The 24,780-nt window shown below is 68.1% G+C and carries 24 protein-coding genes; 15 read left to right on the top strand and 9 right to left on the bottom strand.

Going from position 1 to position 24,780, the window contains the following annotated elements:
• Positions 1-110: 110 nt before the first annotated feature.
• Positions 111-1,151 (top strand): histone deacetylase family protein, encoded by a 1,041-nt coding sequence (locus ASG72_RS01440; RefSeq protein ID WP_056707948.1) that lies wholly within the window; start codon positions 111-113, stop codon positions 1,149-1,151.
• A 132-nt stretch (positions 1,152-1,283) separates the two neighbouring features.
• Here the strand turns inward: ASG72_RS01440 and ASG72_RS01435 are convergent, their stop codons facing one another.
• Complete coding sequence (locus tag ASG72_RS01435; RefSeq protein WP_056709863.1) at positions 1,284-2,840, bottom strand: acetolactate synthase large subunit; 1,557 nt, start codon at positions 2,838-2,840, stop codon at positions 1,284-1,286.
• 731 nt (positions 2,841-3,571) lie between these two features.
• Here ASG72_RS01435 and ASG72_RS01430 point away from each other — a divergent pair.
• The 4 genes from ASG72_RS01430 (at position 3,572) to ASG72_RS01415 (ending at position 7,565) form a co-directional block, all read left to right on the top strand.
• Positions 3,572-4,534, top strand: a complete 963-nt coding sequence (locus ASG72_RS01430) for an ABC transporter substrate-binding protein (protein WP_056707944.1) — start codon at positions 3,572-3,574, stop codon at positions 4,532-4,534.
• A gap of 214 nt (positions 4,535-4,748) precedes the next feature.
• Entirely contained in the window at positions 4,749-5,522 is a 774-nt protein-coding gene (locus ASG72_RS01425) for an ABC transporter permease (protein ID WP_056707940.1), read from the top strand.
• The gene (locus tag ASG72_RS01420; RefSeq protein ID WP_056709861.1) at positions 5,519-6,304 is read left to right on the top strand and encodes an ABC transporter ATP-binding protein; all 786 of its coding nucleotides are present in this window, start codon (positions 5,519-5,521) and stop codon (positions 6,302-6,304) included. Before ASG72_RS01425 ends, ASG72_RS01420 begins: the two co-directional genes overlap by 4 nt.
• 139 nt (positions 6,305-6,443) lie before the next feature.
• Positions 6,444-7,565 carry a DUF2778 domain-containing protein gene (locus ASG72_RS01415; protein ID WP_082539991.1) on the top strand — a complete coding sequence of 374 codons (1,122 nt, stop codon included), beginning with the start codon at positions 6,444-6,446 and terminating at the stop codon, positions 7,563-7,565.
• Between the two features lie 104 nt (positions 7,566-7,669).
• Here the strand turns inward: ASG72_RS01415 and hutU are convergent, their stop codons facing one another.
• Genes hutU through hutI form a run of 4 tightly spaced genes read right to left on the bottom strand, consistent with a single transcriptional unit; the run spans position 7,670 to position 12,862 of the window.
• The gene (gene hutU, locus ASG72_RS01410) at positions 7,670-9,340 is read right to left on the bottom strand and encodes a urocanate hydratase (RefSeq protein WP_056707936.1); all 1,671 of its coding nucleotides are present in this window, start codon (positions 9,338-9,340) and stop codon (positions 7,670-7,672) included.
• A complete protein-coding gene (gene hutG / locus ASG72_RS01405) occupies positions 9,337-10,173 on the bottom strand; it encodes an N-formylglutamate deformylase (protein ID WP_280137731.1) in 837 nt (278 codons plus the stop codon). Before hutG ends, hutU begins: the two co-directional genes overlap by 4 nt.
• A complete protein-coding gene (gene hutH, locus ASG72_RS01400; RefSeq protein ID WP_056707933.1) occupies positions 10,170-11,699 on the bottom strand; it encodes a histidine ammonia-lyase in 1,530 nt (509 codons plus the stop codon). Before hutH ends, hutG begins: the two co-directional genes overlap by 4 nt.
• Complete coding sequence (hutI, locus tag ASG72_RS01395; RefSeq protein ID WP_056709858.1) at positions 11,696-12,862, bottom strand: imidazolonepropionase; 1,167 nt, start codon at positions 12,860-12,862, stop codon at positions 11,696-11,698. The genes hutH and hutI overlap by 4 nt, the downstream gene beginning before the upstream one ends.
• Positions 12,863-13,003: 141 nt before the next feature.
• Here hutI and ASG72_RS01390 point away from each other — a divergent pair, with 141 nt between their 5' ends.
• Positions 13,004-14,377 (top strand): formimidoylglutamate deiminase, encoded by a 1,374-nt coding sequence (locus ASG72_RS01390; protein WP_082539989.1) that lies wholly within the window; start codon positions 13,004-13,006, stop codon positions 14,375-14,377.
• Between the two features lie 30 nt (positions 14,378-14,407).
• Complete coding sequence (gene hutC / locus ASG72_RS01385; protein WP_056707931.1) at positions 14,408-15,163, top strand: histidine utilization repressor; 756 nt, start codon at positions 14,408-14,410, stop codon at positions 15,161-15,163.
• Between the two features lie 108 nt (positions 15,164-15,271).
• Here the strand turns inward: hutC and ASG72_RS01380 are convergent, their stop codons facing one another.
• Positions 15,272-15,535 carry a glycine zipper domain-containing protein gene (locus ASG72_RS01380; RefSeq protein WP_056707927.1) on the bottom strand — a complete coding sequence of 88 codons (264 nt, stop codon included), beginning with the start codon at positions 15,533-15,535 and terminating at the stop codon, positions 15,272-15,274.
• A 233-nt stretch (positions 15,536-15,768) separates the two neighbouring features.
• On the opposite strand from ASG72_RS01380, the gene ASG72_RS01375 reads away from it, so the two are divergent.
• From ASG72_RS01375 to ASG72_RS21075, 6 genes are all read left to right on the top strand, one after another.
• Complete coding sequence (locus tag ASG72_RS01375; RefSeq protein ID WP_082540103.1) at positions 15,769-16,158, top strand: PRC-barrel domain-containing protein; 390 nt, start codon at positions 15,769-15,771, stop codon at positions 16,156-16,158.
• Between the two features lie 200 nt (positions 16,159-16,358).
• Positions 16,359-17,249: a transglutaminase family protein gene (locus ASG72_RS01370; RefSeq protein WP_056707920.1), complete on the top strand. Its 891-nt coding sequence runs from the start codon at positions 16,359-16,361 to the stop codon at positions 17,247-17,249.
• A 34-nt stretch (positions 17,250-17,283) separates the two neighbouring features.
• Positions 17,284-18,183: a diacylglycerol kinase family protein gene (locus ASG72_RS01365; RefSeq protein ID WP_056707917.1), complete on the top strand. Its 900-nt coding sequence runs from the start codon at positions 17,284-17,286 to the stop codon at positions 18,181-18,183.
• Positions 18,184-18,185: 2 nt separating this feature from the next.
• A complete protein-coding gene (locus ASG72_RS01360) occupies positions 18,186-18,902 on the top strand; it encodes a phosphatase PAP2 family protein (RefSeq protein ID WP_056707914.1) in 717 nt (238 codons plus the stop codon).
• Positions 18,899-19,315, top strand: coding sequence for a DUF2177 family protein (locus ASG72_RS01355; protein WP_056707911.1), 417 nt, complete (start codon positions 18,899-18,901; stop codon positions 19,313-19,315). Before ASG72_RS01360 ends, ASG72_RS01355 begins: the two co-directional genes overlap by 4 nt.
• 79 nt (positions 19,316-19,394) lie before the next feature.
• The gene (locus tag ASG72_RS21075; protein ID WP_200939870.1) at positions 19,395-19,547 is read left to right on the top strand and encodes a hypothetical protein; all 153 of its coding nucleotides are present in this window, start codon (positions 19,395-19,397) and stop codon (positions 19,545-19,547) included.
• 3 nt (positions 19,548-19,550) lie between these two features.
• Here ASG72_RS21075 and phaZ read toward each other — a convergent pair whose 3' ends face one another.
• The gene (phaZ, locus tag ASG72_RS01350) at positions 19,551-20,765 is read right to left on the bottom strand and encodes a polyhydroxyalkanoate depolymerase (RefSeq protein WP_056707907.1); all 1,215 of its coding nucleotides are present in this window, start codon (positions 20,763-20,765) and stop codon (positions 19,551-19,553) included.
• Positions 20,766-20,924: 159 nt separating this feature from the next.
• Between phaZ and ASG72_RS01345 the strand changes: the two genes are divergently transcribed.
• Both ASG72_RS01345 and ASG72_RS01340 read left to right on the top strand, forming a co-directional pair.
• A complete protein-coding gene (locus tag ASG72_RS01345) occupies positions 20,925-21,578 on the top strand; it encodes a glutathione S-transferase family protein (protein WP_056707903.1) in 654 nt (217 codons plus the stop codon).
• Between the two features lie 124 nt (positions 21,579-21,702).
• A complete protein-coding gene (locus ASG72_RS01340) occupies positions 21,703-23,148 on the top strand; it encodes an aldehyde dehydrogenase family protein (RefSeq protein ID WP_056707901.1) in 1,446 nt (481 codons plus the stop codon).
• Between the two features lie 84 nt (positions 23,149-23,232).
• Here the strand turns inward: ASG72_RS01340 and ASG72_RS01335 are convergent, their stop codons facing one another.
• Entirely contained in the window at positions 23,233-23,454 is a 222-nt protein-coding gene (locus ASG72_RS01335; protein WP_056707897.1) for a hypothetical protein, read from the bottom strand.
• 59 nt (positions 23,455-23,513) lie between these two features.
• A complete protein-coding gene (gene pobA, locus ASG72_RS01330) occupies positions 23,514-24,683 on the bottom strand; it encodes a 4-hydroxybenzoate 3-monooxygenase (protein ID WP_056707895.1) in 1,170 nt (389 codons plus the stop codon).
• Between the last annotated feature and the right edge of the window lie 97 nt (positions 24,684-24,780).

The raw sequence follows: 24,780 nt of genomic DNA, 5'->3' as shown, positions 1-24,780 counted from the left end.
CGGTATCGGCGGCCGCTTTCAGCGCAGGGGAGGGCGGCGTGACGCCGGCGTGACGCGAGGCTGCAGGCTTTGCTAGCCTGACATCGCCAAACAAGGGACGAAGCCGAACCATGCGCGCCTTCTATCATCCGGACCAGTCGCTCCACGATCCCCAGCAATATATGCGGTTCGGCCAGATCGTCGCGCCCAAGGACCTGCCGGAGCGCACGGCGCAGCTGCTCGCCGCGCTCGACCGCCATGGCGTCAGGCCGGAGCAGCCGGCCGATAGCGGGGTGGAGCCGATCCTGGGCGTGCACAGCGCCGAATTCGTCGATTTCCTCCAGAACGTCTGGCAGCGCTGGCTCGAACTGCCGGAGCGCGGCCCCGAAGCCTGGCCCAACACCTTCCCCTATTGGAGCGGCAGGACCGACGAGGCGATGCGCCCTCCCTGCCGGCCGACAGGGCTGATGGGGCAGCTCGGCTGGTATCTCGGCGATCTCTCGGTGCCCGTCGGCGAGCATTGCTGGATATCGACGCTGCGCTCGGCGCAGACCGCGGTGGCCGGCGCCGATGCGCTGCTGGCGGGGGAGCGTGCGGTCTATGCGCTCTGCCGCCCCTCGGGCCATCATGCCCGCGCCGACCGCGCCTCCGGCTTCTGCTATGTCAACAACACGGCGATCGCCGCGCAGCGCCTGCGCCAGGGCTTCGGCAAGGTCGCCATTCTCGACGTCGACGCCCATCATGGCGACGGCACCCAGCAGATCTTCTATTGCCGCGACGATGTGCTGACGGTCTCGATCCATGCCGACCCGGCGAATTACTACCCCTTCTTCACGGGTTATGAGGATGAGCGCGGCAACGGCCCCGGCGAAGGCTGCAATCTCAACCTGCCGCTGCCGCATGGCGCCGCCGGGCATGAGATGAACGCGGCCATCGACCGCGCCGGCCGGGCGATCCGCGAATTCGGCGCGGAGGTCCTGGTCGTGGCGCTCGGCTACGACGCGCATAAGGACGATCCGATCGGCGTGCTGAAGCTGGAGACGGCGGATTTCGGCGCGATCGGCGCCCGCGTGAAGGGTTTTGGGCTGCCGACCCTGGTCGTGCAGGAAGGCGGCTACGCCATCGAGGCGATCGGCGGCTGCCTCGACGCGTTTCTGGAGGGGTTCCGCTAGGACGGGAACGCCGCGGGCCGTCCGGGACCGCTGGCCTCACGGCTGGCAAACGCTTCCGCAAAGGGGACGGGTGGCCGTGAGTTGCGGGTACGGAAACGATCCGGGCCGCAGCTCACGCCGGCGAAACCTCGCTCAGATCACCGCTTCGATCAGGAACGGCCCCTTGCGGGCGAGCGCGGCCTTGAACAGATCGGTGAATTCCTCGGCCGTGGTGGCACGGGCCGCTTCTACGCCCATGCCGCGCGCCATCCCGACCCAGTCCAGCGCCGGCTCGTCGAGATTGAGCATCAGCTTGGCGTTGCGGCCGAAATCATTGACGCCGACGGCGCGCATCTCGCCATGCAGGATCGCATAGGTGCGATTGGCGAAGACCACGGTGACCACATCGAGGTTCTCGCGCGCCTGCGTCCACAGCCCCTGCACCGTATACATGCCGGAGCCGTCCGCCTGCATGCCGATGACCTTGCGGTCGGGGCAGGCCACCGCCGCGCCGATCGCGAGCGGGATCCCTTCGCCGATCGCCCCGCCGGTGAGCTGGATATAGTCGTGCTGCGGCGCCGTATGGCATTGCTGGTAGAAGACGCGGCCTGAGGACACGGATTCATCGCAGATGATGCAGTTTTCCGGCATCAGCCGCGAGACGATGGTGCAGACCTTGTCGGCGTCGAGCGCGCCCCCGGGCAGCGCGCCCTGATCGGGCAGAGGCCGGGCGATCAGGGTCGGCGCCGTCTTCGTCGCCCCGAGCTCCTCGGCCAGCGCCGCGATCGCGCCTGGCAGATCGTCGCCCGGCTCGGCCAGGGTCATCACCGCGCAGCTGTCGTGGATCAACCGCCCGGGCTTGCCGGGATAGGCGAAGAAGCCGACCGGAACCTGCGAGCCGACCAGCACGATCAGGTCGAGATCCTTGAGCTGGCCGAGCGCGATGTCGATCGGGTAGGGCACTTTCGGCAGGGCGACGCGACCGAGACCGCGTTCGATGCGGCCATTCGACATCTGCCCGATCATGCGGCAGCCGGTCGTGGCGCAGATCCGCGCCGTCATCTCCATTGGCCCGGCCCGCAGCGAGGAGCCGGTCATGATGAAGGCGGCGCGCCCGCCATGCTTGCGCAGCGCCTCGGCCACGGCCTTCACCGTCGCCTGATCGACCGTCTTCGCGGCCGGAACGCTGGTCGGGGCCAATTGTGCCGGCTCGACGCTGCCCCAGGCGCAATCGGCGGGCAGGATCACGGTGGTGACGCCGGGCAGCGACAGCGAGGCGGCATAGGCCTCGCCGATCGCCGGGCCGACATCCTCGGGCGTCGCGATGCGGCGGACGAAATGCGACATCGGCCGGGCCAGGCTCTCGATGTCGCTGGTCAGCGGCGCGTCATGGACGAGGTGGTAGGTCGCATGGTCGCCGACGACATTGATCATCGGCGTGCGGGCGCGCCGGGCATTGTGCATATTGGCCAGCGCATTGGCCATGCCGGGGCCGCAATGCAGCAGCGTCGCCGCCGGCTTGTCGGCCATGCGGGCATAGCCGTCGGCGGCGCCCGTCACCACCCCCTCGAACAGGCCGAGCACGCAGCGCATCTCCGGCTTGCGGTCGAGCGCCGCGACGAAATGCATCTCGGATGTGCCGGGATTGGCGAAGCAGACATCGACCTCGTTGACGAGGAGCGTGTCGCAAAGGCGGTCGGCGCCGTTCATCATAAACTCTCAGGCTGATTGAATCGGCCATGCGCCGACGGCCAAGCCAGTCCGATTATCCCAAGCCGGTCAAGAGACAAAATTCTGCAAAGCTTTTTGCCATTATCTCAGTCGGACATGGCCGAGTCTTCGAGGATCGTTTGAAGAATCGTGATGTCGGTCTCGATAGATTCCGATCCGCGAAAAACCGAATATCCAATATTGTCGCGTCCCTATTCAATCTCGATTCTGACACAAGCGCCGCCGCAAACGATCATGATATAATCATCTCTCTGGCAATCCGGAGTAAATCTGATTTTCGTTTCGTTTAGATAGGCGATGAACGTAAATATGTCGCCTATATTACGGATGTTTTGTATCATATTCTGAACCTGTCTTGTCTGAAGTGCTTGATAACAGCATTCGCGGCTGAGCCACGCTGGCTTTCCGGCGGTATGGAATCGCCGATGACATGAGTAAAGCCGCCCAGTAATAACTTCATTTATGAAGTGTTTTATTTTTCGATGTCATTCCGGACAGGAATTATACGGAGCACGGCAGCGGCCGGCCTGTAATCGCAGCGATCAATGGTCTAATCGAACCCGCGGCACCCCGAAAACCCCGATCGGCGCTTGACGTAATTGCATATGCATTTAACCTGCCTTGGAACGAAGGTTGCATTGTCGCTGGACGGGCTGCGTCCTCTCCGGCGACGTGGCAAACGGAAGAATCGCAGAGGGAAGGGTTCCGTCATGATCGCATCGAAGCGCATAGCAGCTCTGGCCGGCATCGGCCTCGCCGGCCTCCTCGCGGCGGGGGCCGCGCAGGCCCAGACCAAGGTGAATATCGGCATTTCCGGCTGGACCGGCTTCGCGCCGCTCGTCCTGGCCAAGGAGGCCGGGATCTTCGCGAAGAACGGGCTCGATGTGACGATCAAGAAGATCCCGCAGAAGGACCGCCACCTCGCCATCGCTTCCGGCGACATCCAATGCGCCGCCACCACCGTCGAGACCTGGATCGTCTGGGACGCGGCCGGGATCAAGACCAAGCAGATCTTCCAGCTCGACAAGAGCTATGGCGCCGACGGCATGGTGACGCGCAACGCCACCGCCTCGATCAAGGACCTCAAGGGCAAGACCGTCGCGGCCTCGGCGCCCGGCACCTCGCCCTATTTCGCCCTCGCCTGGATGCTGAAGGAGAACGGCATGTCGGTGAAGGACGTGACGGTGGTCAATATGGAGCCGGGCCCCGCCGCCCAGGCCTTCATCGCCGGGCAGAACGACGCGGCCATGACCTATGAGCCCTATCTCTCGGCCGTGCGCGAGAAGCCCGATGCGGGCAAGATCATCGCCACCACCTTGGACTATCCGATGGTGATGGACACATTCGGCTGCACCCCGGCCTTCCTCGCGGCCAATGACGCGGCAGCCGCGGCGCTCACCAAGAGCTATTTCGAGGCGATCGAGATGATCGGCAAGGAGAAGGACAAGGCCTTCGGCATCATGGGCGCCGATGTGAAGCAGTCGGCCGAGCAATTCGGCAAATCGGCCGCGTTCCTGAAATGGGCGGATGCGGAGGGTAACCGCAAGTTCTTCGCCGGCGATTGGCAGGCCTTCTCGGCCAAGGCGGCCGATCTCCTGCTCGAGATCGGCCTGATCAAGTCCAAGCCGGATCTGGCTTCGCTGGTCGAGACGGAATACGTCGCGGCGAAGTGAACTGACCTCGGTCGCAACCGAACGAGGCGCAGGGAACCCTCTCCCGTAGGGAGAGGGCAGGGTGAGGGGTGGGCCGATCGACGCTTCGGCCGTGAGCTCACCGCGGCCTCGCTTCGTATTCGGCGCGTCACCGGTCCAGGGGCCGACACCTCACCGCTACCCCTCTCCTGACAGGAGAGGGGATCCCGCGCTTCCTCTCGTCAGCGACTATGTCATGAAACCCCTCCAGCCCGTTCCGGCAGCGGCCCGCATCGCCTACGGGCTCGCCTTCTTCGCGCTGTTCGTCGCGCTCTGGTCGATCGCGACCTTCGGCGGCTTCGTCCAGCGCCTGTTCCTGGCCGATCCCCTCACCATGGTGGCGGAGGGCTATAATCTCCTCGTCCGCTACGGCTTCGCCTTCGATATCGGCATGACCATCTGGCGCGTCGTCGGCGGTTTCATCCTGGCCGTGCTCGTCGCTCTGCCGCTCGGCATCCTGATGGGCGCCTACAAGCCGATCGAGGCCTTTCTCGAGCCCTTCGTCTCCTTCGCCCGCTATCTCCCGGCCTCGGCCTTCATCCCGCTGCTGATCCTCTGGGCCGGCATCGGCGAGGCGCAGAAGCTGCTGGTGATCTTCATCGGCTCGGTCTTCCAGCTGATCCTGATGATCGCCGTCGCGGTCGGATCGATCCGCCGCGATCTCGTCGACGCCGCCTATACGCTCGGCGCCAGCGACACCTCCGTCGTCCGCCGGGTGCTCCTGCCCAACGCCGCGCCGGAGATCGCCGAAATCTTCCGCCTCGTGCTCGGCTGGGCCTGGACCTATGTCATCGTGGCCGAGCTGATCGGCTCCTCCTCCGGCATCGGCCATATGATCACCGACAGCCAGGCCCTGCTCAATACGGGGCAGATCATCTTCGGCATCATCGTCATCGGGCTGATCGGCCTGATCTCCGATTTCCTGTTCAAGGCGGTCAACCAGCGCCTGTTTCCGTGGGCCAGAACGTGAGCAAGCTGATCATCGAGAAGGTCGGGAAGATCTTTCCCGCCCAGCGCGGCGGCCAGCCGACGCGCGCGCTGATGCCGACCTCGCTCAGTGTCGGCGACAACGACTTCATCACCATCCTCGGCCCGTCGGGCTGCGGGAAATCGACGCTGCTGCGCATCATCGGCGGGCTGGAACGGGCGACCGAGGGCCGCATCATGCTCGATGGGGCGGAGGTGAAAGGCCCCGGGGCCGATCGCGGCTTCGTCTTCCAGAGCTATACGCTGTTTCCCTGGCTGACGGTGATCGAGAACATCGCATTCGGGCTGCGCGAGAAGGGCGTCGGCGAGCGCCAGCGTCTCGACATCGCGCGCGACTGGGCCAGCCGCGTCGGCCTGTCCGGCTTCGTCGACCATTTCCCCCGGCAGCTCTCGGGAGGCATGCAGCAGCGCACGGCGATCGCGCGCGCCCTCGCCAACGACCCGAAGATCCTGCTGCTCGACGAGCCCTTCGGCGCGCTCGACAACCAGACCCGCGCCCTGATGCAGGAGATGCTGCTCGGCATCTGGGAGCGCGAGCAGAAGACGGTGCTCTTCGTCACCCACGACATCGAGGAGGCGATCTTCGTCGGCTCGCGCGTGGTGGTGATGAGCGCGCGCCCCGGACGCATCAAGGCGGATATCCCCGTGGACCTGCCGCATCCCCGGCCTTATACCATCAAGACCAGCCCCGCCTTCGTGGCGCTGAAGGAGCGGCTGGTCGAGGAAATCAGGGTCGAGGCCGTATTGGCGGCCGAAGGCCACTGACTTCGCAGATGACGGCGATTTTTCACGGCGCCTACACCGTCGGTTAACCAAGCACTGCCCCAATGGATGGCGACAGAGTTCGCCGCTCCGCCCGGCCGAGGCCGGGATAAGCGGCGGTGTTGCGTAGCGTGGGTATGGCATGAGTGACCGGATCGACAGCGACCCGTATGGGGAGCCGCAACTGCGCCTGCGCCGCCGGCGCAGACGGAAGACGCCCCTCTTCGCGATAGGCCTCCTGGTCACGGCATTGGCGGGTTTCGCCGCGGCCAGCCGCTGGCTGCCGGCAGCCGAACCCTCCGCGACCGTCGCCACGGCCCAGCCCGCCGCGAACCCGCACAGCGCTCTCCTGAACCCGGCGCATTCGCTCGGCCAAGCACCGCTCGGCTTCGGCGCGAACGGCCCTCTGGCGGCATGGCGCCCGCAGGCGACCCCGCCGAAACCCGAGCAAGCCGCGGCCGCCTCCGCCGATCGCCCCGACAATGTCGCCGTGCTGCCGCTGCCGCCGCTCCCGGCCGCGCCGCTGGCCGCCACCGCCCAGCCCGCCTTGCCGCAGGGGCCGCAGACCGCCATCGCGCCGCTGCCGATCCCCCGCCCGGCGGGATTGCGTCCGCTGGAGGCTGCCGAGCCGCGCGTCGCGACCGGTGCGCCCGCGCGCCGCGGCCGCGCCGCTGCCGTCGCGCCCGTGCCGGAGGACAACCGCAACTTCTTCCAGAAGCTGTTCGGCATGCCGCAGCAGCAGCCGGGAACGGCGCTGGCCTATGCGGCGCCACAGGATGATGTCGTCGATCGCGGCCGCGGCACCAGGCTGAGCCCGCTGATCACCCCGCCGCCGACCACGGCCGCCGCCACGGCGGTCTACGACATCAGCGCCCGCACGCTCTACATGCCGAATGGCGAGCGGCTCGAGGCGCATTCCGGCCTCGGCGACAAGATGGACGACCCCCGCTACGTCCATGTCCGCATGCATGGCGCGACGCCGCCGCATGTCTATAATCTGACCGAGCGCGAGGCGCTGTTTCACGGCCACCGCGCCGTCCGCCTACATCCCGTCGGCGGCAGCGGCGCGATCTATGGCCGCGCCGGTCTGCTGCTGCATCCCTATCTGCTCGGCCCGCGCGGCGATTCCAATGGCTGCGTCTCGATCCGCGACTATGACCGCTTCCTGAAGGCGTTTTTGCGCGGCGAGGTGAAGCGTCTCGTCGTCGTCGCCGGCAATGGCGCGCCGCCGCCCGCCATCGCCCTCAACGCCGCCAGGGACTGAACGAGCCCCGGCGGCGATGCCAGGCATCGCGCCGGACAGGCGCGAGCGCCGACCGATCGGACCGCCGATCCGGTCCCCGGCGCGGCGCCGGGCGCTGCACGTCGTCAGCCGATGTCGAGACCGGGCAGGCGCAGGCCCTTGTCGCGGGCGCAATCCCTGGCGATGTCGTAGCCGGCGTCGGCATGGCGCATCACGCCGGTCGCCGGGTCGTTCCAGAGCACGCGCTCCAGCCGCCTCGCCGCTTCCGGCGTGCCGTCGGCGACGATGACGACGCCGGAATGCTGGGAATAACCCATGCCGACGCCGCCGCCATGATGCAGCGAGACCCAGGTCGCGCCGCCCGCTGTGTTGAGCAGCGCATTGAGCAGCGGCCAGTCCGAGACGGCGTCCGAACCGTCCTTCATCGCCTCGGTCTCGCGGTTGGGCGAGGCGACGGAGCCCGCATCCAGATGGTCGCGGCCGATCACCACCGGCGCCTTCAATTCGCCCTTGGCCACCATCTCGTTGAAGGCGAGGCCGAGCCGGTGGCGATCGCCGAGCCCGACCCAGCAGATGCGCGCCGGCAGCCCCTGGAACTGGATTCGCTCGCGCGCCATGTCGAGCCAATTATGCAGATGCGCATCGTCCGGCATCAGCTCCTTCACGCGCTGGTCGGTGCGGTAGATGTCCTCGGGATCCCCCGACAGCGCCGCCCAGCGGAACGGGCCGATGCCACGGCAGAAGAGCGGGCGGATATAGGCGGGCACGAAGCCGGGGAAATCGAAGGCGTCGGCGACCCCCATATCCTTCGCCATCTGGCGGATGTTGTTGCCGTAATCCAGGGTCGGCACGCCCATGCGGTGGAAGTCCAGCATGGCGCGCACGTGATCGGCCATCGAGCGCTTGGCGGCCTCGATCGTGCCGGCCGGATCGCGCTCGCGGCGCTCGTCCCACATTTCCAGCGTCCAGCCGGCCGGGAGATAGCCGTTCAGCGGGTCATGGGCGGAGGTCTGGTCGGTGACGACATCGGGCCTGATGCCGCGCCGGACCATGTCGGGGAACACCTCGGCCGCGTTGCCGAGCACGCCGACGGAGACCGGCTTGCCCTTCGCATGCGCGGCCTCGACGATCGCCAGCGCCTCGTCGATACTGCCGGCCTTCTCGTCGAGATAGCCGGTGCGGAGCCTGAACTCGATCGAGGAGGGCTTGCACTCCACCGCGATCATCGAGGCGCCGGCCATGGTCGCGGCCAAGGGCTGCGCGCCCCCCATCCCGCCCAGGCCGCCGGTCAGGATCCATTTGCCCTTGAGCGAGCCGCCATAATGCTGCCGGCCGACCTCGACGAAGGTCTCGTAGGTGCCCTGAACGATGCCCTGCGTACCGATATAGATCCAGGAGCCGGCCGTCATCTGGCCGTACATCATCAGCCCGCGCCGATCGAGCTCGTGGAAATGCTCCCAATTCGCATAGGCCGGGACGAGATTCGAATTGGCGATCAGCACGCGGGGCGCGTCCGGATGGGTCCTGAAGATGCCGGCTGGCTTGCCGGACTGGACCAGCAGCGTCTCATCGGCCTCGAGCGAGCGCAGCGCGGCGCAGATCCTGTCGAAATCCTCCCAGCTGCGGGCGGCGCGGCCGATGCCGCCATAGACCACGAGTTCGCCGGGCTTTTCCGCCACGTCCGGATCGAGATTGTTCATCAGCATGCGCAAGGGCGCCTCGGTCAGCCAGGATTTGGCCGAGAGGCTGCTACCGCGCGGGCTGCGGATGACGCGGCTATTGTCGATGCGGGTCATGGACGGCTCCGTTCGTGAAGGGCTGCGGCGTCGAGCGCGGCTTCGATGATGCGGGACAGGGCGGCCTGCAATGTCGACGCCCTCGCCGCGTCGAAGCGCCAGGGCGGCGCTTCCGCCGCGAGATAGGCCGACAGCGCGATCTCCATCTGGATCGCATGGACATGCTGCTCCGGCCGGCCGTAATGCCGCGTGATCCAGCCGCCCTTGAAGCGGCCATTGGCGACGCAGCTCAGCCCCGTGGCGGCCATGGCCCGTTCGGCCGCCGCGGCCACCGGGCCGGCGCAGCTCGCGCCGGAATTGGTGCCGAGATTGAGCGTCGGCAGCGTTCCCTCGAACAGGCGCGGGATCACCGATTTGATCGAGTGGCAGTCCCAGAGCAGGCACCAGCCATGCTCCGCTCTGATGCGCTCGATCTCCGCCGCGAGGGCTGCATGATAGGGCTCGAAATAGGCGGCCCGCCGGCGTGCGATCTCCTCCTCGGCCAGCGGCCCGGTCCAGATCGGCGCGCCGTCGAAGGTCGTCGTCGGGACCAGCTCAGTCGTCGCCTGGCCGGGATAGAGCGAGGCGCCGGACGGGTCGCGGTTGAGGTCGATCACATAGCGCGACAGCCCGGCCTCGACGATCGTCGGCGCGAACCCCGCGGCAAAATCGTAGAGACGGCGCATGTGCCAGTCGGTATCCTCGAGCGCCAGGCCGCGTGGGGTGAGGGCGGCCGCGACCTCGGTAGGCAACCCGGTGCCGGGATGCGGCATGGACAGGATCAGCGGGGAGGAGCCCCGCGAGACGCTGACGGCCGCCGGCAGGGCGTGCGGCAGGGTGTCTGGCGCCGTCACGCGCCGAACTCCGCCAGGGTATCGAGCCCGGCCGCGCGGCCGACGGCCCCGCTCAGCACCAGCTCGGTCGCCGCCGCGAGGTCGGGCGCGAGATAGCGATCCTCGGTGAGCGGCGCGATGCGGCTGCGCAGCAGCGCCAGCACCGGCTCCAGCAGGGGGCTGGTCTTCAGGGGGCGGTGATGCTCGATCGCTTCCGCGGCCGCCATCAGCTCCACCGCGACGATGCTGGCGGCGTTGCGGGCCATGTCCAGCAGGCGATAGGCGCCATGCGTCGCCATCGAGACATGGTCCTCCTGGTTCGCCGAGGTGGGGATCGTGTCGACCGAGGCCGGATAGGCCTTCTGCTTGTTCTCGGAGGCCAGGGCGGCAGCCGTGACCTGGGCGATCATGAAGCCGGAATTGAGCCCGGCATCGCGGGCCAGGAAGGGCGGCAGCCCGCTCATCACCGGGTCGACCAGCAGGGCCATGCGCCGCTCCGACAGATTGCCGATCTCGCACAGGCCGATCGCCAGCATGTCCGCCGCGAAGGCGACCGGCTCGGCATGGAAATTCCCGCCCGAGACGATCTCGCTCGGGCCCAGCACCAGCGGATTGTCGGTCACCGCATTGGCCTCGATCCGCAGGGTCGTGGCGGCGTTTGCGAGGAGATCCCGCACCGCGCCCATCACCTGCGGCTGGCAGCGCAGCGAATAGGGGTCCTGCACCTTGCTGTCGCCGAAGCGATGGCTGTCGCGGATCTCGCTATGCGCGATCAGCTCGCGCAGGATCGCCGCGACGCGGATCTGGCCCGGCTGTCCCCGCAGGGTCTGGATGCGCGGATCGAAGGGCGTGTCGGAGCCCTTCAGCGCATCGACGGAGAGCGCGCCGGCCACAAGCGCCGCGTCGAACACGCGGGCGATCTCGGCGAGACCGGCCAGCGCCAGAGCGGTCGAGACCTGGGTGCCGTTGATCAAGGCGAGGCCTTCCTTGGCGCCGAGCGACAGCGGCGCCTGGCCGATCGCGGCCAGCGCAGCGCCTGCGGGCCTTGTCTCGCCTTTCAGCCTGATCTCGCCGACCCCCATCAGCGCCGCGGTCAGATGGGCGAGCGGCGCGAGATCGCCCGAGGCTCCGACCGAGCCCTTGGCCGGGATCACCGGCAGCGCGTCGGCGCTCAGCGCTCCGACGAGCGCGCGCACCACCTCCGGGCGCACGCCGGAGGCGCCGCGCGCCAGGCTCGCCGCCTTCATCGCCAGGATCAGCCGCACCACCCCGTCGGGCAGCGCCGAGCCGGTGCCGACAGCATGGGACAGGATGAGATTGCGTTGCAGCGTCGCCAGATCGGCATCGGCGATGCGCACGCTGGCGAGCTTGCCGAAGCCGGTATTGACGCCATAGGTCACGGTGCCGGCGGCGACGATGTCGTCGACGATCCGCTGCGCCTGTGCGATCTCCCGGCTGTCGGCATCGAGGGTCACGCTGGCGCCGTTCAGGATCGCGCGCCAATCGAGCAGGTCGGCTGCACCGGGTGTCAGGGGGATCGCCGTCATGTGCCGTTCCAGATGCGGGTGTGAAGCGGGTTGAAGCCGATGCGGTAGGCGAGCTCCGCCGGCCGCTCGATCTCCCAGATCGCGAGGTCGCAGGCCTTGCCCCGCTCCAGCGTGCCGATCTCGGCGCCGAGGCCCAGCGCCTGCGCGGCATGGCGCGTCAGCCCCGCCAGCGCCTCCTCCGGCGTCAGGCGAAAGAGCGTGCAGGCCATGTTCATCACAAGCAGAGGCGAGGTCAGCGGCGAGGAGCCGGGATTGGCGTCCGTCGCGAGCGCGATCGGCACGCCATGGCGGCGCAGCAAAGCGATCGGCGGCATCTGCGTCTCGCGCAGGAAATAGAAGGCGCCGGGCAGGATGACGGCCACCGTCCCGGCCTCGGCCATGGCCAGCACGCCGGCCTCGTCGAGATATTCGAGATGATCGGCCGAGAGCGCGCCATGTTCGGCGGCCAGCGCCGCTCCGCCGAGATTGGAGAGCTGTTCGGCATGGATCTTGACCGCGAGCCCCTTGGCTTTGGCCGCGGCGAAGACGCGGGCCGTCTCCTCCGGCGAGAAGGCGATGCCTTCGCAGAACACGTCGACCGCGTCGGCCAGCCCCTTCTTCGCGATCTCGTCCAGCATCGGCCCGGCGACCTCGGCGATATACTCGCCCGAGCGGCCCTTGAATTCAGGCGGCGTCGCATGCGCCCCGAGGAAGGTGGTGCGGACCCGGACCGGCCGGTCCCGCCCGATGCGCCGCGCCACTTCGAGCTGCTTGACCTCCGCCTCCCGCGCCAGCCCGTAGCCGGATTTGATCTCGACGGTGGTGACCCCCTCCGCCATCAGCGCGGCGAGGCGGCGGTCGGCGCTGGCGAAGAGGGCGTCCTGGCTCGCCGCCCGCGTCGCAGCGACGGTGGAGAGGATCCCGCCCCCGGCGCGCGCGATCTCCTCATAGCTCGCGCCGTTCAGGCGAAGCTCGAATTCATGGGCGCGGTCGCCGCCATAGACGAGATGGGTGTGGCAGTCGATCAGCCCCGGCGTGATCCAGCGTCCGTCGCAGGCGATGGTCTCCACGGCGTCGAAGGCCGGGGCTTCGCTGCGCGGCCCGGCATAGAGGATCCGCCCGCCGCGGCAGGCGACGACGCCGTCTTCGATCGCGCCATAGGGCGCCGCCGCATCGGCGGCCATCGTCGCCAGCCGCGCCTGCGTCCACAGCCTGTCGCAGACCAATGGCCCGTCCCGCTCTTCCGCCACGCCGCTTTCCTCTCGACAATCCCGGAGCCGCGACTATGCTAGCCAATTGCATATGCAAATGACAAGGGGTTGCGGATGGCCTCTCCCGGGGAGCTGACACTTCATCTCGACGAGGCGCTGCTGCCGGACGGGATCCGGAGAGACGTCACCCTGCGGATCGCGGGCGGGATCATCACCGATCTCGCCACGGACGCCGCGCCGGCGCCCGGCGCGGAGCGGCTGCGCGGCCTGACGCTGCCCGGCATGCCGAACCTGCACAGCCATGCCTTCCAGCGCGGCATGGCCGGGCTGGCCGAGCGCCGCGGCGAGGGCACCGATTCCTTCTGGACCTGGCGTGAGGTGATGTATCGCTTCCTGGATCGGCTGGACCCGGAAGATGTGCAGGCGCTAGCCGCGCAGGCCTTCGTCGAGATGATCGAGGGTGGTTTCACCGCACTCGCCGAGTTTCATTACCTGCATCACGATCCGCAGGGGCGGCCCTATGCGGAGCGGGCCGCCATGGCGCAGGCCATCGCCAGTGCCGCCGCGGAAACCGGGCTGGGGCTGACCCTGCTGCCGGTGCTCTACCGCTTCGGCAATTTCGGACAGGCGGCCCCCGCCCAGGGCCAGCGCCGCTTCCTCAACGATCGCGATGGCTATCAGCGGCTCGTCGAGGCGAGCCGCCTGGCGATCGCTCCGCTGGACGATGCCCGGCTCGGGCTCGCGCCGCATTCGCTGCGCGCGGTCGCGACCGAGGATCTCGCCTGGCTCGCCGGCCTCGACCCGGACTGTCCGCTGCATATCCATGTGGCCGAGCAGCTGCGCGAGGTCGAGGACAGCCGGGCGCTGACCGGGCGCAGGCCCGTCGAACTGCTGCTGGACCATGTCGCGCTGGACCAGCGCTGGTGCCTGATCCACGCGACCCATCTGAGCGGCGAGGAGCGGGACGCGATCGCCCGCAGCGGCGCGGTCGCGGGCCTGTGCCCGATCACCGAATCCAGCCTCGGCGACGGGATCTTCGACGGCGTGCGCTATCGCGAGGCGGCGGGACGCTTCGGCATCGGCAGCGATTCCAACATCCAGATCGACGCCGGCTCCGAACTGCGCCAGCTGGAGTATTCGCAGCGCCTGCGCGATCGCGGCCGGGCGCTGCTGGCCCCGCCCGGCACATCGACCGGCGTCGCGCTCTGGCAGCAGGCCTGCGCAGGCGGCGCCCAGGCCTGCGGCCGCGCCATCGGGCGGATCGCGCCCGGCTGCCGCGCCGATCTGGTGACGCTCGATCCCGACCATCCGGCGCTGCTCGGCAAGAGCGGCGAGATCGCGCTGGACAGCGCGGTCTTTGCCGGCAATGCACTACCGCTGAGCACTGTCTTCATCGGCGGGCGCAAGCTGGTCGGCGAGGGCCGCCATCATCGCCGCGAGGCCGTGCGCGGCCGTTTCGCGACGGTGATGCGCAAGCTGCTGTCATGAGGCGGTGATGGTCGAACCGTGCTGAGGGCGATGGCGACAGGCGAAACCAATCTCGGCGATGTCCGCCTCGACGGGGCAGGGCCGCTCTATGACCAGATCCGCCGGGCGATCCGCGATCTCATCCTCGGCGGCGCCTGGCCGCCGGGGACGTCCGTGCCGCCGGAGCATGCGCTGATGGAGCAGCTCGGCGCGTCGCGCATGACGGTCCATCGCGCGCTGGTGCAGCTCGCGCGGGAGGGCCTCATCACCCGCCGCCGGCGCTCGGGCACCATCGTCGCGAGCCCCCCGACCACCTATGCCATGCTCAACATCCTCTCGATCCCGGAGGAGGTGCGCAAGCGCGGCAAGAGCCACAGCTACCGGATCCTGTCGCGACGCGACGGCAAGGCGACGGCGGAGGTCGCGGCGCGCTTCGGCCTGGCGCGCTCGGATCAGGTCTGCCATCTCGTGACCCTGCATTTCAGCGACGGCCAGCCGCATGTGCTGGAGGAGCGCGTCATCCATCTCGCCAGCGTGCCCGCCGCGGGCGGACAGGATTTCGGCGCGGTCCCGCCGGGCGACTGGCTGCTGCAGAACAGTCTGTGGTCGCAGGCCGAGCACGCGATCAGCGCGGTGGCGGCCGAGGCGCCGGATGCGCAGCGCCTGGCCATTCCGGCGGGGACGCCCTGCCTGCTGATCGAGCGGCGCACCTGGAACCAGCAGGACCCGGTTACCGCCGTGCGGCTGCTCTATCCCGGTGCCGAACATCGCTTCGTCGGGCGCTTCGGGCCCTATGGCGAGGTCTGAGCCGGCGGCGCCGCTGCGCGCGCGACGGACCGGCATAGGGCTCACTCATGAAAAAAGCCCGCCCTCCTTGCGGAAGACGGGCTCTTTCATCCACCGATCGGGTGTCGATCAGCAGGAGTAGCGAACGCGGCGGCCATATTCGTCGCGGCCGTAGCAGATCCGGTCGGGCGTCGCGGCCGAGCCGATGATCGCGCCGCCGGCGCCGCCGATCGCAGCACCAGCCAGAGCACCGCCGGCGCGTCCGGTGGCGAGGCCGCCGATCACGGCGCCCGTGCCGGCGCCGATCAGCGCCCCGGTGCCGGCATTCTGTTCGCGCTGGGTGCAGGCGCCGAGCGAGGCGGCCATTGCGGCGACGATGATGAACTTCTTCATTGCTACTCTCCTTGGCAATTGACCCGTCGGCCGCAGCCGCGTGTGCCGGTAAACAGCTTGCCGTCGCGAAAGTTCCGGCGCCGTGCCGAAGGCGACCGCGAGGCATCCCCGCGCCGCGTCCCCGTCATGATCGCTGCGGCACTCGGACCGCGCGTTTTCCGCGGAACCTTGCGAGCGGCATCACGTTGATCGGGGACCAGGCGGTGGAAACGCCGCCTCATGAGGAGACCGCTATGACAGCTCAGACCATGACGGGTCAGACCATGACCAGCTCGCCGAACCCGCTGATCGCCGGGGCGCGTGTGGCCGGAACGGACGTCTACAACACCGCCGGCGAGCATCTTGGCGAAATCTACGACGTGATGCTCGACAAGCGCACCGGCAAGGTCGCCTACGCCATCATGTCGTTCGGTGGCTTTCTCGGCATCGGCGAAAAATACCATCCGGTGCCGTGGAGCGTGCTCGACTACGACACCCAGCGCGGTGGCTATGTCGTGCCGCTGACCAAGGACAAGCTCGAGGCGGCGCCGATGTATGACAGCGCCGGCGAGCCAGACTGGAACGATCGCGGCTACGGCACGCGCGTCCACGATTATTACGGCACGATGCCCTATTGGATGTGAGGCCGTGCCCGAAGCAGGTCGCGGCGGTTGCTATCCCCCCAGCCGAATCGTCGTGACGGCGAGATGCGGGCCCAAAAGGCCCGCATCTTCTTTTTGTGAAGGACGTCGCGAACGCGCCTCGATTTCACCGCCTAAATGCCCAGACGGGCGAAATCTCATGGTCGCCCGCTGAAGGGAGCGACTGGTCCGGGAGAACATCCATGCAGATCCGCTACGGCTACCGCATCGAGATCCATTGCCAGCAGGAACTGCCGATGGTCACCCTGCTCGATGTTCACCCCTCGCGCCGGCTCGATCTGGTGCGGCCGGACGAGATGCTGGTGAAATCCCTGCGTGATCCCGCGCGCCCCGTGCAGGTCGACCAGTATCTCGACCAGTTCGGCAATATCTGCCGCCGCATCCTCGCTCCGGCGGGCGGCGTGCTGCTGCAGTCGGAAGGCGTCGCCCATGACAGCGGCGAGCCCGATCCGGTCGCCCCCGAGGCGCGGGAGGTGCCGCCCTCGCAGCTGCCAAACGAGGCGCTGGTCTACCTCCTCGGCAGCCGCTATTGCGAAACGGACAAGCTGTCGGGCACCGCCTGGAACCTGTTCGGCCAGATCGAGCCGGGCTGGAAGCGCGTCCAGGCGATCGTCGACTTCGTCCACAACCACCTGACCTTCGGCTATCATTTCGCGCGCAGCACCCGCACCGCCGCCGAGGCCTTCGAGGAACGCGTCGGCGTCTGCCGCGACTTCGCGCATCTCGCCGTGGCGCTCTGCCGCTGCATGAACATCCCGGCGCGCTACTGCAACGGCTATCTCGGCGATATCGGCGTTCCGCCCAACCCGGCGCCGATGGATTTCAACGCTTGGTTCGAGGTTTATCTCGGCCGCCGCTGGTACACGTTCGACGCGCGTCACAATACGCCGCGCATCGGACGCATCGTGATCGCGCGCGGGCGCGACGCGACCGATGTGGCGATGGTCTCGTCCTTCGGTCCGCACCAGCTCGGCGCCTTCGAGGTGGTGACGGAGGAGATCGAAACCGCCACGCATCCTGCTAATATTGCGATGCAGGCTTCAAGCTGGCCGCGTCAGATGGCTCTATCCTGATTTCAATGCTTACAAGCGAGTTCGGCACCACAAAATGCGCCACGTCATCGTCGTCAATGCGCGTGCCGGAACCGTGCTGGAGCTCGGGCAGGCCGCCTTCGCGACCCGGGTGGCCGAGGCTTTCGCCAGCCATGGTTGCACCGCAGACGTAAGGCTGGTCAGCCCCAAGGAGCTGCACTCGGCCCTGGCGCTGGCCATCGCCGATCAGGACGCCGTCCCCGTCATCGCCGGCGGCGACGGCACGATCAACGGCGTCCTGCCCATCCTGCTCGAGGCGCACCGCCCGGTCGGCATCCTCCCGCTGGGAACGGTCAACGTGCTCGGCCGCGATCTCGGGCTCTACGGCACGCTGGAGCGGCAGATCGAGGCGCTCTGCACCGGCCGTCCGGTCGAGCTGGATATCGGCCGGGTCAATGACCAGATGTTCCACTCCCTGTCCGGCATGGGCTTCTTCAGCCTGATGGCACGCGAGCGGGAGCATGCCCGCCGGCGCTTCCCCTTCAGCCGGGCCGCGGCGTTCCTGGTCGCCAGCGTGCGCTCGATCCTGTTCACCCGCGCGATCACCGTCGAGATCCTGGTGGAGGATGAGCGCCGCCAGGTCGAGGCCGACGCCGTCCTCGTCACCATCAACAGCTTCGACGGCGCTGAATGGCGGCGCAGCGATCTCGCCGGCGGGGTCTTCGAAGTCCACATCCTCAATGCCGGCGGGCTCTGGTCGCGCTGCAAGGCCGCGCTTTCGGTGGTGACCGGCGGCTGGCGCGACTCGCCCGAGCTCGTCTCCTTCACCACGCCGGAGGTGACCTTGCGCCGGCGCGACAAGCGCCGCGGGCACATCACCTTCGACGGCGAGGTCGAGCGCCGCGGCGGGGCGCTCTCCTACCGGCTGCTGCCCCGCGCCGTGACGGTCATCGCCGCCCGGGAGCCTAACCTCTAGCCATGGCCTCGCGACGCTTTCTCCTGCCGCTCGCCGCGGCCTGCGGATTTCTCGGCCTGGCGATCTTCATCGCCACCGGCAACAGCTTCGCCTTCGACACCGGGCTCGTGCTGATGCTGCGCGAGACCGGCAATCCCTCCATGCCGATCGGCCCGCTCTGGCTGCGGGAGGCGGTGCGGGACGTCACGGCGCTCGGCAGCTTCACCGGGCTGGGGCTGATGATGATCACCGCGAGCCTCGTGCTGTGGCAATGCCGCCATCCGCGCCTGGCGGTCGGGCTGCTGGTCAGCGTGCTGGCGGCGACCCTGGCCAGCACCTGGCTGAAGATCCTGATCGGCCGCGAGCGGCCGGACATCGTGGAGCATGCCGCGCTGACCTTCACCGCGAGCTTCCCGAGCGGGCACGCCTTTCTCTCGGCGGTGACGCTGCTCTGCATCGCGGGTTTCGTCGGCCTGGCGGTGAAGCGCCGGCACATCACCAGGCTCTGCTACGTGATAGCCTGGAGCGTCATCGTCCTGATCGGGGCGAGCCGGGTCTATCTCGGCGTGCACTGGCCGACGGACGTTTTGGCCGGCTGGCTGCTCGGAATGACCTGGGCCAGCCTCTCCGTCGCCTGGCTCGGCCGCAGCATGGTCAGCCAGGAGATCCGGGACGAGCAGGGCCACGTAGACAGGCTGGGCGGTTCCGTGCCGCCGGAGCCGAAGGACGAGCCCGCATGACGCGTTTCCTGCTGATCTACGCTGCGACGGCGCTGATCCTGTTCCCGCTCGACCTGCTCTGGCTGAAATATGTGGCCCGCGAATTCTATGTCGCCCGCATGGGGGATCTGCTGCTGCCCGAGCCGCGGCTCGGCATCGCCGCGTTGTTCTACCTCGTCTATGTCGCCGGCATCGCCTGGTTCGCGATCCTCCCCAATCTGGCGAGCGGCAGCGTTCTCGCCGCGCTGCTGGCGGGGGCAGGGCTCGGCGTCCTCGCCTATGGCACCTACGACATCACCAATCTCTCGACGCTGCGCGGGTTTCCGGTCTCGGTGGCGCTGACCGATCTGGCCTGGGGCACGGTCCTGACCGCCGTCAGCGCCGCCGGCGGGCTCTATATCGCGACACGCTGGTTCGGCGTCGCAGCAGAATGATGCACCGCAGCGGAACCGCTGGGCGGGGACTGCGTTGTCTGCGCGTCGCGCCTGACGCGACGGCATCTCAGGACATCCCATGCTCGCGTCCCGCAACCTCCTTGTCGGCCTCGTCATCCTTCTCGTCGGCGGCCTCGCCGTGACCGGCTATGCGCTCTATGAAGAGAAGAAGCAGCCCGAGGGCGTCGAAATCTCGGTCGGCAAGAACGGCCTCTCCATCAAGGAAAACTGAGCCTCAGCTGTTGGCGAGGATCATGTTGCGGACGATCGGATAGACCTGCCCGTCCCATTTCCGGCCCGAGAACACCCCGTAATGGCCGACGCCGGCCTGCATGTGGTGTCTCTTGCGGAACGGCTTCAACCCGCTGCAGAGATCGTGAGCCGCCGCCGTCTGCCCGAGCGCGCAGATGTCGTCGCGCTCGCCCTCGACGGTGAGCAGGGCGGTCCGCCGGATCGCCCTGCAATCGACCGTCTCGCCGCGATAGCGCAGCGTCCCGGCGGCGAGCCGCGCCTCCTGGAAGATCCATTGCACGGTTTCCAGGTAGAACTCGGCCGGCAGGTCGAGCACGGCGAAATACTCGTCATAGAAGCTCTTGATGATCGCGGCCTGCTCGTCGTCGCCGGTGGCGAGGCAGGTGAACAGGTCGATATGGGCATGGACATGCCGGGTCAGGTTCATCGCCACGAAGGCGTTGAGCTGGACGAAGCCGGGATAGACCTCCCGTCCGGCCCCGGCATAGCGGCGCGGCACCGTGGCGATCAGCCTCTCCCGGAACCAGTCGATCGGCTTGGCCACCGCCAGCCTGTTGACCGCCGTGGGGTTGATGCGCGTATCGACCGGCCCCGCCATCAGAGTCATGCTGCGCGGCTGGTCGGGATGCCCGGCCTGCGCCATCACCGCCACGGCGGTGAGCACCTGGACGCAGGGCTGGCACACCGCGACGACATGCGTCTCCGGCCCCAGCGCCTCGATGAAGGCGATCAGCGTGTCGACATAATCATCATAGCCGAAGCCGCCCGCCTCCAGGCTGACGTCGCGCGCATTGTGCCAGTCGGTGATGTAGACGTCGTGGTCGCGCAGCAGCGTCGCCACCGTGCCGCGCAGCAGCGTCGAGAAATGGCCCGACAGCGGCGCCACCACCAGCACCTTGGCCTGGGCCGACTGCGCCTCCTTGCGGAAGCGCAGCAGATCGCCGAAGGCACCGGCGAGCGCCACCTCCTCGCCGACCGCGATCTCGCCATCGCCGTCGGGCGCGGTCCTGATCCGGTAATCCGGCCGCTCATGCGTCAGCCTCGCGCGGCTGATCATCTCGCAGGCGGCCGCCGTGGCGCGCAGATCGAGCGGCTGGCCGCTCATGGCGCGGCTGCCGAGCGCCGAAAGCGCCGCATGCGCCAGCACGCGGGCGGGATTGATGAGGTCGGACTGGGCCTGATAGGCGGCGTAAAGCATCGGGAGACGGCCTCGTCACGGGCAACCGATCATCCGGGCGCGTGCCACGCCCCTGCGTCATGGTGCACCGCAATACGGGGCTGACGCAAGTTTGTTCTAGAACAAATCGCTCGTGGAACAGCTCTTGCTACGCTCGGTCCTCTCATCGGATCGAACCTCATGCCCCGGGCCAGCCTGACGATCAGCAGCAAGAACTACTCCTCCTGGTCGCTGCGCGGCTGGCTGCTCTGCCGCATGGCCGGGCTGGAGGTGGAGGAGCGACAGCTGGCGTCGGATGATCCCTCGGCCCGGGCGGAGCTGCTGCTGCTGTCGCCGTCCTTCCTGGTGCCGTGCCTGATCGACGGCGATGTCGAGGTCTGGGATACGCTGGCGATCGCCGCCTATCTCGACGAGACCTATCCGGCGGCGGGTCTGCTGCCGCTGGAGCGGAAGGCCCGCTCCCATTGTCGCGCCGTCTCGGGCGAGATGCATTCCGGCTTCGCCAATCTGCGCTCGGCCCTGCCGATGAACCTGAAGGCCCATTACCCCGGCTTCAAGATCTGGGCCGGCGCCCAGGCCGATATCGACCGGGTCACCGAGATCTGGCGCGATTGCCTGACCCGCTATGGCGGCCCCTATCTGTTCGGCGAGCGCAGCATGGCCGATGCGATGTATGCGCCCGTCTGCATGCGCTTCCTGACCTATGACGTGCCGCTCGACGCGGCCAGCCGGGCCTATTGCCGGATGATCGCGCAATGGCCGGATCTCGAGCGCTGGATCGCCGACGCCAAGGCCGAGCCCGACGATGTCGAGGAGCTCGACGCCGAGTTCTGAGCTAAGCAGCCGGGGGGCGCGCGTCGACCCGTGCCGTCTTGCCGCGCATGATCTCCGCGCAGTGGCCATTCAGTGCTGAAGACGCTAACACCACCCGATCAAAGACAGATCAAGGGAGGTCGCGATGACCGAGATGTTCAAGAACCTGATCGCCGGCGAATGGGCCGGCGCCGGCAATGCCTCGCGCAACATCAACCCCTCCAACACCAATGACGTCGTCGGCGAATATGCGCAGGGCGCGGTCGAGGATTTGAACAACGCGGTCGCCGCGGCCAAGGCGGCCTTTCCGGGCTGGAGCCGCAGCGGGCCGCAGGAGCGCTACGAGATCCTGAAGAAGGCCTCCGACGAGATCCTGGCCCGCAAGGAGGAACTCGGCCGCCTGTTGTCCCGCGAGGAGGGCAAGACCCTGGCCGAGGGCATCGGCGAGGCCGGCCGCGCCGGGCAGATCTTCGCCTTCTTCGCCGGCGAGTGCCTGCGCCTCTCCGGCGAGACCGTGCCCTCCGTGCGCCCGGGCGTCGGTGTCGAGATGACCCGCGAGCCCGTCGGCATCGTCGGCATGATCACGCCGTGGAACTTCCCGATCGCGATCCCGGCCTGGAAGATCGCGCCTGCGCTCGCTTACGGAAACTGCGTGGTCATCAAGCCGGCCGATCTGGTTCCCGGCTCGGCCTGGGCGCTGGTCGACATCATTCAGCGCGCCGGCCTGCCCAAGGGCGTGCTCAATCTGGTGATGGGTCGCGGCTCCGTGGTCGGCCAGGCGCTGCTGCAGCACAAGGACGTCCACGCGATTTCCTTCACCGGCTCGGTCGCGACCGGCCGCAAGGTGGCGGAGGCCTGCATCGCCTCCTCGCCGATGAAGAAGGTCCAGCTCGAAATGGGCGGCAAGAACCCGCTCGTCGTGCTCGACGACGCCGATCTCAAGGTCGCGGTCGAGGCGGCCGTCACCGGCGCCTTCTTCTCGACCGGGCAGCGCTGCACCGCCTCCTCGCGGCTGATCGTTCAGCAGGGCATCCATGACCGCTTCGTCGAGGCCTGCATCGAGCGTCTGAAGGGCGTCGTCGTCGACGATGCGCTGAAGGCCGGCACCCATATCGGCCCAGTGGTCGACCAGAGCCAGCTCGACCAGGACCTGAAATACATCCAGATCGCCAAGGACGAGGGCGGCAAGCTGGTCTGGGGCGGCGAGTTGCTGAACCGCGAGACGCCCGGCTTCTACCTCCAGCCGGCGCTGTTCACGGAGACGACGAACAGCATGCGCATCTCCCGCGAGGAGGTGTTCGGCCCCGTCGCCAACATCATCCGCGTCAAGGATTATGACGAGGCGCTCGCCATCGCCAACGACACCGAATTCGGCCTGTCCTCCGGCATCTGCACGACCTCGCTGAAGCATGCGACGCATTTCAAGCGCAACGCCGAGGCCGGCATGGTGATGGTCAACCTCGCCACGGCGGGCGTCGACTACCACGTGCCTTTCGGCGGCCGGAAAGGCTCGAGCTACGGCCCGCGCGAGCAGGGCGCCTACGCCAAGGAGTTCTACACCACGGTGAAGACGGCCTATACGCTGGCGTGAACAGAGGTCAGTATTGCGAGCGGGCCGCGCCTCCGGGCGCGGTCCGTTTTTCTTGAGCCTGAGCCATCGATTGATACTTTGCGATCAGCTTGGCGAAGACCTCTTCGGCTGGCGTGACGCGGCCGGCATCGGCATCCGCGACCCCGCGCGCGATCGCAGCATGCAACTCGGCGCGTCGTTCTTCCTGAGTCGCACCAGCTTGACGGCCTGCTGGATGACCGCATCGGGGGATTCGTAGCGCCCGACCGCGACAAGGCTTGTCACGAAAGCCTCATCATCCTCCTCGAGCTCGATCGTGCCGCGCATGGCGCCTCCTCCTCGATGAGCGAAAATAGTCGATGCGATGTGACGCCGTCACGTCTCCCTCAATACGGCAGCCCGACATAATTCTCCGCCAGCGCCGCCATCGCGTGCCGGGAGGAGACGAGGTAGTCGAGCTCGGCCTGCTGCATGCGCTGCTCGAACGGGCTCTGCTCGGGGAAGCGGTGCAGCAGCGAGGTCAGCCACCAGGAAAACCGCTCCGCCTTCCAGACCCGGGCCAGCGCCCGCTGCGAATAGGCGTCGATGCCGGCGGCCGACCCTTCCAGCACCGCCTCGGCCAGCGCCTCCGACAGGTAATGCACGTCGCCGGCGGCGAGGTTGAGCCCCTTGGCACCGGTCGGCGGCACGATATGGGCGGCGTCCCCGGCGAGGAACAGCCGCCCGAAGCGCATCGGCTCGGCGACGAAGGAGCGCAGCGGTGCGATCGATTTCTCGATCGAGGGACCGGTCTTCAGCGCGGCGGCGGAGGCCGGATCGAGCCGCAGCCGCAGCTCGTCCCAGAAGCGCTGGTCCGACCAATCCTCGATCCGCTCGTCGAGCGCGCATTGGATGTAATAGCGGCTGCGCGTAGCCGAGCGCATCGAGCACAGCGCGAAGCCCCGCTCGCTGCCGGCATAGATCAGCTCATGCGAGACCGGCGGCACATCGGCCAGGATGCCGAGCCAGCCGAAGGGATAGACGCGCTCGAAGCTGCGGATCGCCTGGGCGGGAATGCTGGCGCGCGACACGCCGTGATAGCCGTCGCAGCCGGCGATATAATCGCAGTCGAGCCGGGTCTCCACGCCACCATGGCGATAGGTGACGAAGGGCCGGCTGCCGTCGAAATCATGCAGCGCCACCTCGTCCGCCTGAAACACGGTCTTGCCGCCCTGCGCCGCCCTCAGTTCCATCAGGTCGCGCGTTACCTCGGTCTGGCCATAGACCGTGACATGCCGCCCGGTCAGCCCGGCGAGGTCGATGCGGTGGCGGCGCGCGCCGAACAGCAGCTCGACCCCATCATGCGGCAGGCCCTCCGCATGCAGCCTCGCCCCGGCGCCGACCTTGTCCAGCAGCGCGACCGTGCCCTGTTCGAGAACCCCGGCGCGGATCCGCGCCAGCACGTAATCGCGGCTCTTGCGCTCGATGATGACGCTGTCGACCCCGGCCTCGCGCAGCAGCTGGCCGAGCAGCAGCCCGGCCGGCCCGGAACCGATGATCGCGACCTGGGTCCGCATGCCTGTCCTCCTCGATCGCCCCGGTCTTCGCCGGGGGCAGCCATCGGGACCATTCAGGAAAACCGTTGCCTCGGCAACTATAATCGCGAGTCGGTCT

It is taken from the genome of Allobosea sp. Leaf344 (assembly GCF_001426225.1).
Classification (GTDB): domain Bacteria; phylum Pseudomonadota; class Alphaproteobacteria; order Rhizobiales; family Beijerinckiaceae; genus Allobosea.
The sequence above is the reverse complement of the archived record's forward strand: the minus strand, read 5'-3'. Positions and strand labels throughout refer to the sequence as shown.

Excerpts from the sequence above, each read along its gene's own strand:
- ASG72_RS01440 (WP_056707948.1), top strand. The coding sequence starts at position 111 with ATGCGCGCCTTCTATCATCCGGACCAGTCGCTCCACGATCCCCAGCAA.
- ASG72_RS01435 (WP_056709863.1), bottom strand. The coding sequence starts at position 2,840 with ATGAACGGCGCCGACCGCCTTTGCGACACGCTCCTCGTCAACGAGGTC.
- ASG72_RS01430 (WP_056707944.1), top strand. The coding sequence starts at position 3,572 with ATGATCGCATCGAAGCGCATAGCAGCTCTGGCCGGCATCGGCCTCGCC.
- ASG72_RS01425 (WP_056707940.1), top strand. The coding sequence starts at position 4,749 with ATGAAACCCCTCCAGCCCGTTCCGGCAGCGGCCCGCATCGCCTACGGG.
- ASG72_RS01415 (WP_082539991.1), top strand. The coding sequence starts at position 6,444 with ATGAGTGACCGGATCGACAGCGACCCGTATGGGGAGCCGCAACTGCGC.
- hutU (WP_056707936.1), bottom strand. The coding sequence starts at position 9,340 with ATGACCCGCATCGACAATAGCCGCGTCATCCGCAGCCCGCGCGGTAGC.
- hutH (WP_056707933.1), bottom strand. The coding sequence starts at position 11,699 with ATGACGGCGATCCCCCTGACACCCGGTGCAGCCGACCTGCTCGATTGG.
- hutI (WP_056709858.1), bottom strand. The coding sequence starts at position 12,862 with ATGGCCGCCGATGCGGCGGCGCCCTATGGCGCGATCGAAGACGGCGTC.
- ASG72_RS01390 (WP_082539989.1), top strand. The coding sequence starts at position 13,004 with ATGGCCTCTCCCGGGGAGCTGACACTTCATCTCGACGAGGCGCTGCTG.
- hutC (WP_056707931.1), top strand. The coding sequence starts at position 14,408 with ATGGCGACAGGCGAAACCAATCTCGGCGATGTCCGCCTCGACGGGGCA.
- ASG72_RS01380 (WP_056707927.1), bottom strand. The coding sequence starts at position 15,535 with ATGAAGAAGTTCATCATCGTCGCCGCAATGGCCGCCTCGCTCGGCGCC.
- ASG72_RS01375 (WP_082540103.1), top strand. The coding sequence starts at position 15,769 with ATGACAGCTCAGACCATGACGGGTCAGACCATGACCAGCTCGCCGAAC.
- ASG72_RS01370 (WP_056707920.1), top strand. The coding sequence starts at position 16,359 with ATGCAGATCCGCTACGGCTACCGCATCGAGATCCATTGCCAGCAGGAA.
- ASG72_RS01365 (WP_056707917.1), top strand. The coding sequence starts at position 17,284 with ATGCGCCACGTCATCGTCGTCAATGCGCGTGCCGGAACCGTGCTGGAG.
- ASG72_RS01360 (WP_056707914.1), top strand. The coding sequence starts at position 18,186 with ATGGCCTCGCGACGCTTTCTCCTGCCGCTCGCCGCGGCCTGCGGATTT.
- ASG72_RS01355 (WP_056707911.1), top strand. The coding sequence starts at position 18,899 with ATGACGCGTTTCCTGCTGATCTACGCTGCGACGGCGCTGATCCTGTTC.
- ASG72_RS21075 (WP_200939870.1), top strand. The coding sequence starts at position 19,395 with ATGCTCGCGTCCCGCAACCTCCTTGTCGGCCTCGTCATCCTTCTCGTC.
- phaZ (WP_056707907.1), bottom strand. The coding sequence starts at position 20,765 with ATGCTTTACGCCGCCTATCAGGCCCAGTCCGACCTCATCAATCCCGCC.
- ASG72_RS01345 (WP_056707903.1), top strand. The coding sequence starts at position 20,925 with ATGCCCCGGGCCAGCCTGACGATCAGCAGCAAGAACTACTCCTCCTGG.
- ASG72_RS01340 (WP_056707901.1), top strand. The coding sequence starts at position 21,703 with ATGACCGAGATGTTCAAGAACCTGATCGCCGGCGAATGGGCCGGCGCC.
- ASG72_RS01335 (WP_056707897.1), bottom strand. The coding sequence starts at position 23,454 with ATGCGCGGCACGATCGAGCTCGAGGAGGATGATGAGGCTTTCGTGACA.
- pobA (WP_056707895.1), bottom strand. The coding sequence starts at position 24,683 with ATGCGGACCCAGGTCGCGATCATCGGTTCCGGGCCGGCCGGGCTGCTG.